The 13,594-nt window shown below is 35.2% G+C and carries 11 protein-coding genes; 1 reads left to right on the plus strand and 10 read right to left on the minus strand.

Annotated features, from left to right (window positions below; translation table 11 throughout):
- Nucleotides 1–10: 10 nt before the first annotated feature.
- The gene (locus tag BVH02_RS01870; RefSeq protein ID WP_086498288.1) at nucleotides 11–1,132 is read left to right on the plus strand and encodes a DegT/DnrJ/EryC1/StrS family aminotransferase; all 1,122 of its coding nucleotides are present in this window, start codon (nucleotides 11–13) and stop codon (nucleotides 1,130–1,132) included.
- On the opposite strand, the gene BVH02_RS01875 is transcribed toward BVH02_RS01870, so the two are convergent.
- The 10 genes from BVH02_RS01875 to BVH02_RS21610 form a co-directional block, all read right to left on the minus strand.
- A complete protein-coding gene (locus BVH02_RS01875) occupies nucleotides 1,129–2,304 on the minus strand; it encodes a DegT/DnrJ/EryC1/StrS family aminotransferase (RefSeq protein WP_086498290.1) in 1,176 nt (391 codons plus the stop codon). The two genes, BVH02_RS01870 and BVH02_RS01875, sit on opposite strands and share 4 nt — an antisense overlap.
- Nucleotides 2,301–2,912, minus strand: a complete 612-nt coding sequence (locus tag BVH02_RS01880) for a sugar transferase (protein ID WP_280530877.1) — start codon at nucleotides 2,910–2,912, stop codon at nucleotides 2,301–2,303. The genes BVH02_RS01875 and BVH02_RS01880 overlap by 4 nt, the downstream gene beginning before the upstream one ends.
- Nucleotides 2,909–4,153 (minus strand): glycosyltransferase family 4 protein, encoded by a 1,245-nt coding sequence (locus BVH02_RS01885; RefSeq protein WP_086498292.1) that lies wholly within the window; start codon nucleotides 4,151–4,153, stop codon nucleotides 2,909–2,911. The genes BVH02_RS01880 and BVH02_RS01885 overlap by 4 nt, the downstream gene beginning before the upstream one ends.
- Nucleotides 4,150–6,078, minus strand: coding sequence for a heparinase II/III domain-containing protein (locus BVH02_RS01890; protein WP_086498294.1), 1,929 nt, complete (start codon nucleotides 6,076–6,078; stop codon nucleotides 4,150–4,152). The genes BVH02_RS01885 and BVH02_RS01890 overlap by 4 nt, the downstream gene beginning before the upstream one ends.
- Entirely contained in the window at nucleotides 6,057–8,198 is a 2,142-nt protein-coding gene (locus tag BVH02_RS01895; protein ID WP_086498296.1) for a bi-domain-containing oxidoreductase, read from the minus strand. Before BVH02_RS01895 ends, BVH02_RS01890 begins: the two co-directional genes overlap by 22 nt.
- A gap of 110 nt (nucleotides 8,199–8,308) precedes the next feature.
- Entirely contained in the window at nucleotides 8,309–9,835 is a 1,527-nt protein-coding gene (locus BVH02_RS01900) for a Gfo/Idh/MocA family oxidoreductase (protein ID WP_086498298.1), read from the minus strand.
- Nucleotides 9,832–10,839 carry a glycosyltransferase gene (locus tag BVH02_RS01905; RefSeq protein WP_086498300.1) on the minus strand — a complete coding sequence of 336 codons (1,008 nt, stop codon included), beginning with the start codon at nucleotides 10,837–10,839 and terminating at the stop codon, nucleotides 9,832–9,834. Before BVH02_RS01905 ends, BVH02_RS01900 begins: the two co-directional genes overlap by 4 nt.
- Before the next feature lie 2 nt (nucleotides 10,840–10,841).
- On the minus strand, nucleotides 10,842–11,822 hold the full coding sequence (locus BVH02_RS01910; protein ID WP_086498301.1) for a glycosyltransferase: 981 nt from the start codon (nucleotides 11,820–11,822) through the stop codon (nucleotides 10,842–10,844).
- A gap of 6 nt (nucleotides 11,823–11,828) precedes the next feature.
- Complete coding sequence (locus BVH02_RS01915) at nucleotides 11,829–12,854, minus strand: CgeB family protein (RefSeq protein WP_086498303.1); 1,026 nt, start codon at nucleotides 12,852–12,854, stop codon at nucleotides 11,829–11,831.
- Nucleotides 12,814–13,581 (minus strand): hypothetical protein, encoded by a 768-nt coding sequence (locus BVH02_RS21610; RefSeq protein ID WP_205635695.1) that lies wholly within the window; start codon nucleotides 13,579–13,581, stop codon nucleotides 12,814–12,816. Before BVH02_RS21610 ends, BVH02_RS01915 begins: the two co-directional genes overlap by 41 nt.
- Between the last annotated feature and the right edge of the window lie 13 nt (nucleotides 13,582–13,594).

The following is a 13,594-nucleotide window of genomic DNA, read 5'->3' on the forward strand; positions in this document are numbered from 1 at the left end:
ATCTAAACCTATGATAAAATTTTTAGACCTTAAGGCTATTAATGATAGCTATGAACCTCAGCTGTCAAATGCTATAAAATCCGTTTTAGATTCAGGTTGGTATCTGCTAGGAAAAGAATTAGAGAACTTTGAATCAGAATATTCCGCATTCCTAGGCTGTAAACATACCATAGGCGTGGCCAACGGTTTGGATGCCTTGAGGTTAATATTTAAGGCATATTTAGAACTGGGTGAAATTCAGGAGGGAGATGAAGTTATTGTTCCGGCCCATACTTTTATTGCCTCCATTTTGGCAATTACAGATAACCGACTTGTACCTGTTTTGGTGGAACCTGATCCTAATAGCTTCAATCTTGATTCATCTAAAATTGAGGCTGCCATCACTCCAAAAACCAAAGCTATACTCGTGGTGCATTTATATGGACAAATTGGGATAAACCAGGAAATGGTGGATTTGTCTAAAAAATATCATTTGAAAATTGTAGAAGACAATGCTCAGGCTATAGGTGCCAAATGGAAAGGGAAAAATACTGGTAATCTGGGAGATGCATCAGGACACAGCTTTTATCCTGGTAAAAATCTTGGGGCTTTAGGTGACGGAGGTGCGGTAACAACCAATAATTTGGAACTGGCTACGGTAATCCGATCTTTGGCCAATTATGGATCCTTAGAAAAATATGTCCATGGCTATCAGGGATTAAATTCAAGGTTGGATGAAATACAGGCAGCTGTATTGAGAGTAAAATTAAGGAAACTAGAGGCAGATAATAATAAAAGAAGATTTATTGCAGCCTATTATTTAGAACATATAAAAAATTCATCAGTAATTCTTCCGTTTTTGCCTCAAGAGGCAAATGCAGCAAATTTTGAAGAGCATGTTTGGCATCTCTTTGTCATTAAATCAAAAAATAGGGATGTCTTACAGAGCTATTTAGAAAAAAATGGGATTCAGACTTTAATTCATTATCCTATACCACCACATAAGCAAGGAGCTTATAAGGACTTCAATGAAATGGGATATCCAATTACTGAAACCCTATCTAAAGAAGTATTAAGTCTTCCTATAAGTCCGGTTATGACTGAAGAAGAATATAAAAAAGTAGTTGCAACAATAAACAGCTATCCAGATTAATGGAATAGCTGTTTTATATTTTCTACTACCTTCTCTATATGTGAATTCTCAAGATTAGAACCACTTGGAAGACATAGGCCTAATCTAAAAATATTTGCAGAAACATCTCCACCAACAAAAGGGAAATTCTGAAATACGGGCTGTAGGTGCATCGGTTTCCATATAGGCCGGCTTTCTATGTTTTCTTCATCAAGAGCAAGTCGGATTTTTTCTCTATCAATAGTATTCTGACTTCCATCTATTAAAACGGTTGTTAACCAACGATTGGAATAATATCCCTCTGGTTCAGGCAAAAATTTGATTTCTGAGATCTCTTTTAAATTTTCCTTATACAAATCATAATTTCTTCTACGAGCCGAAACTCTCAAAGGCAACACTTCCACTTGGCCAATTCCTATTGCAGCAGACACGTTGCTTAATCGATAGTTATAACCTATTTCTTTGTGTTCATAATGAGGGGCATCTTCCCTTGCCTGAGTAGCAAGAAATTTTGCTTTTTGGACGAATTCAGGATTTTTACTAGTTAGCGCTCCGCCCCCACTGGTAGTAATTATTTTATTTCCATTAAATGAGAAAACACCCATCTCTCCAAAACTCCCACAAAATTGATTGTTAAGTGTTGACCCCAACGCTTCAGCTGAATCCTCAATTACTGGAATACCATATTTTCCTGCAATTTTGTTGATTTCAGGCATATTAGCAGGCATTCCATACAAGTGGACAGGGATTATAGCTTTAGGCATTTTAGCTTTTCCAGAGTACGATTCTGAGGCGCCGGTTTTGAACTGCCCTTTTAAGCAATTCTCAATTGCTTCCTCTAAAAATCTAGGGCACATATTCCACGTCTCTTCCTCACTATCTACGAATACGGGTATTGCACCCAGATAACGAATTGGATTAGCGGAAGCTGCAAAAGTAAGAGACTGACAAATCACATAATCACCAGGTCCCACTCCTGATAAAATTAAAGCCAAATGAAGCGCAGCTGTCCCAGAAGTTAGCGCTGCAACTGGTTGATTATTTGCGAAAAGAGACAAACTCTCTTCGAATCTGGAAATATGTGGTCCTACTGGAGCTACCCAATTTGTATCGAAAGCTTCTTTTACATATTTAAATTCATTCTCTCCAAGGTGAGGAGAAGAAAGCCATATTTTTGGCTTTTGATCTTTCATAGATAATTACCTTTGAATTTTTCTACTGTTACTGTTTTAGAAGAAGAGGCTCCTTCTCTTTTGAAAACCTTTAAAATTGTCAACAAAAAAATTTTGAAGTCCAATAAAAAACTGAGATTGTCCACATAGTGTACGTCCATCTCGAATCTTTTCTTCCATTCTAATAAGTTTCTACCATTAACTTGTGATAATCCAGTGATGCCGGGCCTCACCAGATGTCTTCTATGCTGTTCAGTAGAATAAAGATCAAGGTATTCCATTAATAAAGGCCTCGGTCCTATTAAACTCATATTTCCTACTAAAACATTAATAAGCTGTGGGATTTCATCTAAAGATGTTTGTCTTAAAAACTTCCCAAATCCAGTTGTTCTTTGATGATCTGGTAATAACACACCTTTAGAATCCAGATGGTCATTCATTGTTTTAAACTTAATTACTTTGAAAACTGCAGCATTTTTTCCTGGCCGTTCTTGAAAGAAAAATGGCTTACCATCATTTTGAATCCATAGCACTATTGTAATTACTAAAAAAATAGGCAAGGTAATCACCAGACTAACAAATGCCAATATGAGATCCAATAATCTTTTAATAAAAATCCTGTAAATCATGCTTTAATAAAGAGTTTTTCTTCAATAAATTTTAGGTATTTGGCTGATAAGATTTCCCGGTCAAAATTATCTTTTACAAATTCATAGCCATTATTCCCTTCTCTTTCTATCCTTTCCGGATCGTTTAAATAGCTATGGATGACTTCTTTATAGTGTAATAAATTCTCAGGCTCAACGTAAGAACCAGCCTTTGATTCTTCGATCAAATCTCTACTGACACCATCAATAGCCATCAGAACAGGTTTTTTGCATGACATGTAGTCAAAGGTCTTATTTGAATAGATCGTTTTAAACGCATCAACTTTTTTCAAAATACTTGCACCCATATCTGAGGCCAAAATGTATTGAAAGACTTCATTTTTAGGCACTGGATCTAGAAATATTACATTTTCAATCTGACGCCGTTCTTTCTCTTCTATTAAAAATGGCTTTCTCATTCCCGAACCTATTAAAACAAACAGGACATTGGTATCCTTCAATTGCTCTGAAGCATCTAAAACCTGTATTAAATGGTTGGCTACTCCGTGTGCCCCAACATAAAGAATTACAAATTTGTTATCCCAACCTAGCTTTTGTCTAAAGCCATTTGCATCAAATGATCTCGTCAATTCTTCCGAAATTCGAAAATCTGCACCGTTCGGAATAAAAATTATCTTATTTGGATCTACTCCTTTTTCATGAATTAGATTTTTTCTGAATGCAGGAGTAAGCACATTAATCAAATGAGCCTTTTTGTAAATGAACCGCTCAAGGTTATATGCTAGTTTTATTAATAATTTACTTTTTAATACTCCTGTATCAATTGCTGATTCTGGCCATAAGTCACGTACTTCAAAAATTAAAGGAATTCGCTTAATTCTACTTATAAAATATCCGCTTATAGCTATAAATAAAGGTGGTGAAGTAACAAGCACAAAATCATACTTCTCTCTAGCCAAAAATAATCCTGCAAATAGAGATGAAAACATAAATGAAAAATATGCCCACAACCTACCTAAAAAGCTTGAATTATAAGATTCCGAAACGTGAGTACGAATAACGTTAATCTCACCTTGCTTTTTACGTTTGTAAATCTTCCCCTTATAGTCATCGTGTTTTTCATTACCATTGTAATGAATCATACCTGCAATCACAGTCACCTTATTCCCATCTCTAACCCAACTGGCAGCCATTTCATTGAAGCGGGAACCTCCATGATCATTATCTTCCAAAAAATATTGATGTATCAGTAATATATTCATTCGTGTTTGTAAGCGAAAGTTGTTTTGACTTTTCGAGTATTTAATGGAATAGAAAGTCTTTTTATCTCAGAAAACTCCCCATAAAATTCACTGAAAAAACCTTTATCAAATTTTTCATTTTTACTATAATCTACACAATCTGAAACGATTTGAAATTGGTCGAAATCATCAGAATTCCATATTTGATAAGCTTTCACATTATCTGGAACATTTAAAATTTCATCGCTAACAGTCCACTTATTAGATCCTTTAAATTTTACTATTTTTCTTAAGTGGACGCAATTTCCAAAAAGAAATCTGAATGCCGAAATTTTACCTTGAAATTCCCATGATTCTTCTGTTTCAATGATTGAAGCTTGCAAACATTGTGTCCAAAAAAACCAAATAAACCTACTCCCCTTGAGCATTTGACTTTTATGTTCTAAGCTTACGGTATTATGCCCTATTGTTCCTTCAAAATTTTCTTTTAACTCCGCATCACAATTATACTTGTAGGTTCCTGAATCTAAAAGAATATTCTTCCCATTCACCCAAATATCGACATGAAGATTATCTGCTTGTTGAGGTCTGTCTTTGTGACTGCCACACCTGATGAAGGTAAGGCTTTCTTGATCTCTTATTACATAATACCCTCCTACCGTAAATGAATAATCCCCATCTCTCCTTTGCAATGATTCAAAATTGACATCTTTGTTTTCGTGTTTAATTCCCCACCAATTCGATTCTTCCAACGCAATATCCTCATACAAGTAAGAACCAGTCAATAATTTGTGCAATGCATTCAGCTGTGGTCTGTAATCCCGAAAGTGCTGTTCGGAAAGTTGGAAAAAGAGAGCTCCATCATTTGCTCCATAGTTTGGCAGAAAACCACTTTTCTCATCCTGACATGTATACAAAAACTTCAACGACTCATATGCTCTACTGTAAACTGTTGAGCTAAAAGGTTTTTTATGTAATTCAGATAAGGTCAATCCCAATGACAGCAGCTGTACAACCACTCTATGGTAATTTGTGCTAAACTGTAAAAATGTGCCATCCTCATAAATCTGATAAGCTATTTCTTCTTCAAACCACTTTCTTCCCTGAGCAGCCCAAATCTTTGTTTCTGGAATGAATGGGAACAAAAGCTCACTTAAAGTAAGGAATAAGGTTTCAGTGATTGCGTGATTATTCCTGACAGCAATCCGTGAAAAATCAATGTGATGAAATACATGATGCAAAGACCAATAAATGACTGGCTGAACCTTTTTCCAAAAAGCTTCATCAAAATGTGAAGAGTTGCGGTAAAAATTTAAAACGAAAGACCAGTTGAATATACGTAAGGAAATCTCCTGACTACATCTCCAGTTTGGACCGCAGTTAATAGGATTGCTATCAATCCAACTTTCAATTTCATTTTTTACCCACTCGGAATGATCTTCACCAAAACTTTGGTCATACCTGATCACATCATGCAAATAAGTAAATCTTGATTTCTCCCAAACGTATTTTATATCACCTAATTCTGGATCAAAATCAGGTATTTCACTCCAATGTATTTGATTTGAGAAAACCTTTTTCGTCAACGGATGTGTAATCCAGTCATAATTTTCTCCTAAATCCAATTCCTGATGAAAGAAGAATCGAAAATTTCCTCTTTGGATTTTATCAAATCGCGCTTTAAGTGCAAGATCGGGAGTTACGTTGGTTGTAATATCCTCTCGCTGATCGAAAATAAAATCTTTACAGCTTACTTTCCAGTCATTCCATGAAATGAAATATTTTAAAGGAACATCTGTAGGATGTCTCCTTTTAAGAGCTCCTGTCCGTTTTTCAATTTCATGAAAAACCCGATAATAAACATATCGGGGCCCCATATTTTGAATAAACTGTAGGAAAATTGGGATTTTTTTTAATTTTTGAATCATTCCGATACTTGTTCCCATTGTCCAGTTTTCAAGCTCCTTAGGGCAGCTAAAGAAGCTTTACTAACATTAAATAGTTCATCTGATGGAATTGGTGGTTGTCCCCCCTGTTGGATAAATTTAAAGTAGGTTTCAAATTGGTTTTTATGTCCTTTATCTAATTTGGTCTTCAAGTTTTTAAATCCTTTGACTCCAAATCCTGAAGTTTCTCGGTAATTATCCATTATCATGGTTTGTTCATTCCAATAAACCTCGAGTCTTTCTTTACTGTAGGCTTTTGATCCATTTGAAAAATAATTTATCACAGAATTACTTCCATTTTCATGTTTAACCAATAGTGTGGCATTATCAGTGTTTTCCTCAGGATTAAGCCCCATAGCATTCATGCACACTGCTTTGATTTTTGAACCTGTAAGAAAAACTGCCAAATCCAAATAATGGCAAGCTTCGCCTATTATTCTACCACCACCAACTTTCATATCGTGAACCCATACATTTGGCGGAATAAACCCTGCGTTCATAGTAGCAATCAATTGTATAGGAGTACCGGCATTGCCCAATGCTTTTTTCATAGCCATGGTATGCGGTGAAAAACGTCTGTTGAACCCTACCATCAATGATGATTGACTTTGCTCTGAAAATTCCTTTTCAATTTGATCCAACTCTTTTAGCGTAAGCGCTAGTGGTTTTTCTACAAATACATGTTTTCCAGATTTAATTCCTTCACTTACAAATTGTGCGTGGGAATTATGCCTGGTTGTAATGACTAGTGTATCTACTTCTTTATCCTGTAATATGGCATTATAATCTGTAGTAGAATTTTCAATTGCGTGCTTCTTCGCAAGTTGGGTGCCAGACAAGCCACCAGAGGATGCGATGTATTTGGTTCTCACTTCCAAATTCTTAATTGCCGGCAACAGAGTCATTTTAGTAAAATTACCTGCTCCGATTATCCCCATAACTCCTTTCGATATTGGGAATTTGGGAGTGTTGACGGCTAATGTCCTTTGTGACTTTAACTGTTTTTCGCCTGCTTTTTCAGGATAAAGTAAAATACTTGCAATTGACTTAGAGCTTCCTATCTGACCATAAATCTCCAGAAAATTTTCTAAAGGTATTTGTTCTGTAATCAGTTCCTTTACTTTCAATTTCCCTGTTTTAAGGGAAAATAAAATAGACTCAAAATTTCTTTTTTCTGTCCACCGAACGAAAGGCAAAGGGTAATCCATACCTTTTTGTTCATAATCTTCATCATATCTACCTGGCCCGTAAGAGCAAGAAACTTGAAAAGTCAATTCCTTTTCATAAAAATCAGCTCGACTTATATCCAGTCCTATAACCCCAACTAAAATTATTCGCCCCCTTTTTCTAGACATTTTTGCAGCCTGAGAGATCACTTCGTTGGATTTGGTGGAAGCGGTAATTATTACACCATCAGCTCCTATTCCATCAGTGTGTAGCATCACAGTTTGGACAGGATCTCCAGAATCTTTGGGATTGATCGCAATAATTCCAAATGATGCGGCTAGTTGACATTTTGATTCATCTACATCAATTCCTATAACTTGACATCCATTTGCAATCAACATTTGAGCGGTCAACAAACCAATCAAACCGAGCCCTGTCACAACGATGGTTTCACCGAAGCTAGGATTGCAAAGTCTGATTCCCTGAAGTCCAATGGATCCTATGACTGTGAATACAGCCTCTTCATTGCTTACCTCAGCTGGTATTTTGGCTACAAGATTTTTTGGTACAGAAACATATTCAGCATGAGGCCCATTAGATACTACCCTATCTCCTATTTGAAAACCACTTACGCCTTCACCTACTTCTTCTACCACTCCTACATTACAATACCCTAATGGAAGTGGCTGTTCTAACTTACTGAAAACCGTCTCTAAAGTGGGGATCAAACCTTCCGCTTTAATTTTATCCAAAACCATTTTAACCTTATCCGGCTGTTGACGGGCTTTCTGGATTAAATTGGCTTTACCAAATTCCACCAACATTCTTTCTGTGCCCAATGAGACAAGAGAGTGAGTGGTGCGAATCAATAAATTGCCGCGGGAAGAAACTGGAGCTGGAATCTCCTCTAAAATAGTTTCCCCAGTTTTAAATGATTGAATGATTTGTTTCATAATGATTATAATTTCTTTTCAATGGCCATAAGGAATCTCTCAGGGTAAAATCATTCCAGTGTGTGACTTTTTAGTCATGCCTATCTGCCTCAGGCATGCTCGATTACATACTACTTATGGTATTCTGAATTTTGAGTCTTTAACTTATCTTCTATTTCTAAGCAAAGTTTGGTTGATTTTAAAGTTTTTAAATCATCACCCGAACTTCCCTGATGGATTTTCTTCCCTATTTCCTTGTACATTTTTCGTAGATATGCCAGCTTATCAGTTTTATAGGTTCGGATAATTTTCTCATTGGATTCACTTTGATAAAGTAACGAATCCTTAACAAATGCTCTTCTACCCGGAACCGAAAATTCCACATATTCTCTCATCCCAATGCGGTTTGAACCGGTATCTGAAAGGGTGATAATTCCAGATGCACCATTAACCAGCTTAATTTGAATCACTAAATCTTCTTTGGTGAGCTGGTCCACTTGAAAGCCACTCCAATCACAATAATCATTTAAATAAAGAAAATGATCTATCCAATGACAACCATTAGAAATAATCCTACTGCCAGAAACAGGCCAATTATACCAATGATATTTATCCAAAGGGATTTCAAATACGGTAGCTTTAAAATGTATTGGATCTCCGTGCTGAACTTTTAAGTCTTCTCTTAAAAACTCATTGTAAATCTGATACCTCTTTTGAAAACATTGGAAAAATGGAGTTTTCATTTCACCAGCTACCTTTACAAATTGCTGATAATCTTCCCAAGTAGTAGCAATAGGTTTTTCTATAACGGGAATCACACCTTTCTCTAATGCTGAAATGGCTAATTGTGCATGAGTATGATGAAAACCTGCAATTAACCAGACAGGGAATTTAGAGTCTTCATCATCCGAATAGGGAGAGGTAGAAACGCTAGATAATTTAGAATTAATAAATAAAGAAGGGTCAACCTCGTGGACACGCGCCAATTCTACATAAGGCCGAAGATAAGGTAAGGTAATAGTTCTTGCATAATTCCCGTATCCAAACAATACTGCCTCCTTTGCACTTTTGGTTTTTTGAATTTTCTCAAGCTCGAATGATTTTTCAACAGTAAAGACCTGATCTACAGGTGTAAATTCCAAGGACTGTACCTGCTTAATCAGATTACTTAAAACCTCGTGACTTGGCGAAAATCGATCTCCTGAAAAAACTGGAAATACTTGATCAAACGCCTGCAAAAGCTCTTCGTCAAGCAACCCAAAAGGAAAAGTAGCCCATCCATCTTTCCTTATGGAATTTCCAAGAGTGGGAATAATCCAGTTTTTTGAAACTGATATTTTTGATTGATATTTTTGAGATGCGGGGTGGAAAAACCAATATTCTTTTCCATCCAATTCACCTAAGCCCACTACCATCCATTTGTCATTTCTGATTTTTTCAGCAAATGAGCGGGATAGTGACTTTCTGAGGACATCATTAAATTTGTAAACCTGAAAATAATTCCAAAGTTTAGTCAATTTACTTCCGGAATAACTTATCCCACTATTCCCGCTAGGTTTTAAAACTGCATAAGAATTAACCTGAAGCATCACTTCCAAATCCGAGCAATAGGGATCTGGAACATTGGAGATGAGTGTATTTTGAAAACCTACGTTCATTTATTAATTACTTCTAGAAGCTTTAAAATTTCATTTTCAATTTTAAGCTTTGTGGTTGGTAGAGATGTATCTATAGAAGTCTCAATCGCCTCAGCAATTGAATCAATATTCCATGGATCAAATGTATATGAGGGTTCAATTACCTCATGAACGAAAGGCAGATCTGAGGCGATTACCTTCATACCATATTGAGCTGCTTCTATTAATCCCAACCCAAAACTTTCTTGAGTTGATGGAAATAACAAATATCCGCCTTTGGAATAAATTGATTTCAGCTGATCAGAAGTGCACCAACCAAGATTTTTTACTGAAACTCCTTCACTTTGCAATGTTTCAACTTTTTTTATAAGCTCTGGATATTGTGCACTTATCGTCAGATTAAGAGAAATCATCGGATTTTTCAAATATGCTTTTTTAAAGGCTTCCAACAAATTGTTGTGCATCTTATTTGGGTGACCATCACTGATATAATAATATTCGTGAAGAGATCTTTTTTCAGAGTCAGGATAAGAAAATGTGTTGAAAAAAGGAATCACAATGATTTTATCAGGATTGATTTTCCAATGTTTCTCCATCTCCCTTTTCATAAATGGCGTCTGAACGCACCAGAAATCAGTGTTTTTCTTAAGAAATCGAACAATAATTGATTTTACTTTATACCCAATTGCAACTTTAAAAGGAAAATCTGGACCTGTATAGAATAATACAGAGTTATGGAGATAAGTGAAAACTTTAGCTTTTAGTCTGATTGCGGGAGGAACATTTCCAAAACACAAAATTGACGTGAACTTGTTAAAGTTATTTTTATAAAATTCATGCCTTTCGATAAGGCTATTTGGAATGAATTTTACCTGATTTGGAGGCAAAAAATCATATGAATTTTTCACTCGTTGATCAAGTAAAAAAAAAGTATCTGGATGTTTCTCAAAAAGTTGAGGGACCAGATAATCCAAGAGAACTTTTCCTCCGCTATTGTTTATAAATACAGCATCTAGTAAAATCATCTTTACTTATCTAAAGATTTGTACACTGCTTCATACTGACTTGCTATTGAGGATAATGAAAACCTTTCGATATTTTTCAATCCTTTTTCTACAAGCACTTCATAAAATTCTTGATCTTCGACAAGTTTACAGATAGCATCTCTAATTTGCTCTACATCTAGCGGATTTACTAAAAAACTAGATTCATCCCCTCCAATTTCTGGCATAGAACTACAATTAGATGTAATCACTGGTCTCCCAATAGCCTGTGATTCAATAATTGGCATTCCAAAACCTTCGTATTCGGAAGCAAAATACAACATATCGGACTCCTCATATGCTTCTAACAGTTGATCAAAACTCAAATCAACTCTTTGTTCATAATCTATTTTATAAGAACTCAATTTCTCCAAAATCCTTTTATCGAAAAATTTATTTATCAATAGAAGTTTAACGTCCAAACCTTTACAGGCCTCAATCAGCCTTAAAACATTTTTATTGTCCCCACTCCCTACTTGCAGAATAACAGGTTTGGAATTGGATTTTCTATCTTTAAAATGAAACCCTGGTAATAAGGGATTGTGAATTACGATTACTTTATCAGGATCCATATTCACCTCCTGAAGAAGTTCACTTTTAGTATGATCTGATATAACAGTGACTAGGTCAGAAATTTTACACGGATCAGTTAACCAGATTTTTTTATACAATTTCTTCTTAAATCCGGAAAGACTGTATTTATAATATCCAATATCATGAATAGTTAACAAATTTGTCTTGTTTCTAAACCCGTACGCCAAGAAATGAACATCCCCAGTAATGTGATTTATTTTTCCGGAATTTTTATTTGCATATAATACAGAGCTTAACCTTCCAAGATCAGCTGGCAAATTATAATTGTTCACCTCTACCTTCTTACTCAGCTCTCCCCTTATAGCCCCAAAAAGCTGTTCAAATGTATAATTTCCAGGGCGTGGTTCTCTATTAAAATGATGAACAATCATTAAGATTTAATTAAAATTTTCTAGTAATAATTTTGCTCGACAATCAAGGCTATGTTCTTTTTGAGCTCTTATAAATCCCGCATTTCTTATTTGATCTCTTTTGGATTCGTTATTAAGATAGAATAAGATTTTATCAGCAAGGTCTTCGGCAGATTCAAAAAAATCAGCCTCTACCCCTTCCTGGAAATACTTTACAGATTCATGGTTTTTTTCATGAATGAGAAAACCACCTGCCCCAGGTATATGAAAAGTCCTAGAGGTGATCAAATCGCCTGAAGAAGCACCCCCTACCCGCTCAGATAAAATCCCTAGGTTAATCTTGGAACCATTTATAGCTGCTGCATAAAGATCTCCGAAAATACCTTGATCTTGAATTTTAGATTTAAGTATTGATTTGCTGGATTTTTCCCATTGTGTACCCCAAATTTTGAAATTTACAGAGGGCATTTTTTCAACAATTTGAGCTAAAATAGCTTCTTTTTTAGGTGAAAAAGTACCTATAAAACTCACATCACAGAAGAATGACTTTGGTATATTTTCAAATGATACAGGTCGATGAATTTCAGGGTCAAATCCATGAGGTATAAAAACAACTTTTTCTACACCTAATTGTTTTATATAGTCATCTTTACCAAAGGACTTTGTGGTAAATATTTTATCATATAATCTCATTGAATCTTTTAATAAATTTCCATGAGTATGAATACTTACATCTGGGTAAAAATTAAAAATGGGAATATTTTTATTTTTTATAAATTCAAGTGTCTTTGGATAAATAAATGCTCCTTTATATACAAACACATAGTCCGGAGTAATTTTGTTAAACGCATCAATGATCGCCTCATTATAATCATTGATATAAAGCTTCCTAGCTAATTTACTAATGATTTTTGCTTTAAGTGTAACAGGAGAAAGTGGGATATAATAAAATTCATCAACTACTTCTATCAATACACCTTGTCTCGCCATAGCTTTAAATAAGCCTCCTGCATTACTTCCTCGCCAAATCGGCCCTATACAAAGTGTTTTCATTAGTTCTTTTAAAGAAGATATTAAAAATAAACAATACTAAATAGATTGCTAGATAGGTTATAAGAATCTGAAGATCAGCCCCGATTCCAAGAAAGCCAGTAAATAGCAAATACACTCCCAAAAAGGTGCCCAGTAAATTGAATTTATTGTCATAGAAACCACTTGCATTCCAAAGTAATTTTATAAAAACACCAATTAGAAAACAGCCTATTAATAACCCAACCCAGCCAAAATCAAGAAAAAGATTGCCGGGAATAGTCATATTTATTGAGTTATTGTACCAATCTTCTGTTTCGGTTGCAGCACCTATTTCGACAGCAAACCACACGCCTAATGCTATGGCAGGTTTTTCTGGCCAAAAAACCCTAGGAATAAATGCTGCTATAAGTGGTGAAGAAGCTAAGCCCTTGTAGAAGCCGTTAGATTCAGTTAAACCTACAACGGCAGAGACTTGGGCGATATTAGAAGAACGCTCAAAAGGTGATAACTTTTCCTCTTCATCCATCTCATAGACGAACTTATTTGAAGAAGTATCATTGAATTCAGTAAGCCTGCTTATCCCTACGGACAAATTGGATCTTTGTTCACCAAACATCGCAAAAAACGATAAGAACAAGAAAACCAAGAATAAAACAGGAATAAACTTAACTGAGAAAAAAGATTTTAATGAATTTGAACCTATAAAATAACTTAAAATAAAAACCAAAATAGGTAGAATAATTTCCATTCTTAAATAGGAA

Source organism: Algoriphagus ratkowskyi, assembly GCF_002150505.1.
Lineage (GTDB): Bacteria > Bacteroidota > Bacteroidia > Cytophagales > Cyclobacteriaceae > Algoriphagus > Algoriphagus ratkowskyi.

Excerpts from the sequence above, each read along its gene's own strand:
- BVH02_RS01870 (WP_086498288.1), top strand. The coding sequence starts at position 11 with ATGATAAAATTTTTAGACCTTAAGGCTATTAATGATAGCTATGAACCT.
- BVH02_RS01875 (WP_086498290.1), bottom strand. The coding sequence starts at position 2,304 with ATGAAAGATCAAAAGCCAAAAATATGGCTTTCTTCTCCTCACCTTGGA.
- BVH02_RS01880 (WP_280530877.1), bottom strand. The coding sequence starts at position 2,912 with ATGATTTACAGGATTTTTATTAAAAGATTATTGGATCTCATATTGGCA.
- BVH02_RS01885 (WP_086498292.1), bottom strand. The coding sequence starts at position 4,153 with ATGAATATATTACTGATACATCAATATTTTTTGGAAGATAATGATCAT.
- BVH02_RS01890 (WP_086498294.1), bottom strand. The coding sequence starts at position 6,078 with ATGGGAACAAGTATCGGAATGATTCAAAAATTAAAAAAAATCCCAATT.
- BVH02_RS01895 (WP_086498296.1), bottom strand. The coding sequence starts at position 8,198 with ATGAAACAAATCATTCAATCATTTAAAACTGGGGAAACTATTTTAGAG.
- BVH02_RS01900 (WP_086498298.1), bottom strand. The coding sequence starts at position 9,835 with ATGAACGTAGGTTTTCAAAATACACTCATCTCCAATGTTCCAGATCCC.
- BVH02_RS01905 (WP_086498300.1), bottom strand. The coding sequence starts at position 10,839 with ATGATTTTACTAGATGCTGTATTTATAAACAATAGCGGAGGAAAAGTT.
- BVH02_RS01910 (WP_086498301.1), bottom strand. The coding sequence starts at position 11,822 with ATGATTGTTCATCATTTTAATAGAGAACCACGCCCTGGAAATTATACA.
- BVH02_RS01915 (WP_086498303.1), bottom strand. The coding sequence starts at position 12,854 with ATGAAAACACTTTGTATAGGGCCGATTTGGCGAGGAAGTAATGCAGGA.
- BVH02_RS21610 (WP_205635695.1), bottom strand. The coding sequence starts at position 13,581 with ATGGAAATTATTCTACCTATTTTGGTTTTTATTTTAAGTTATTTTATA.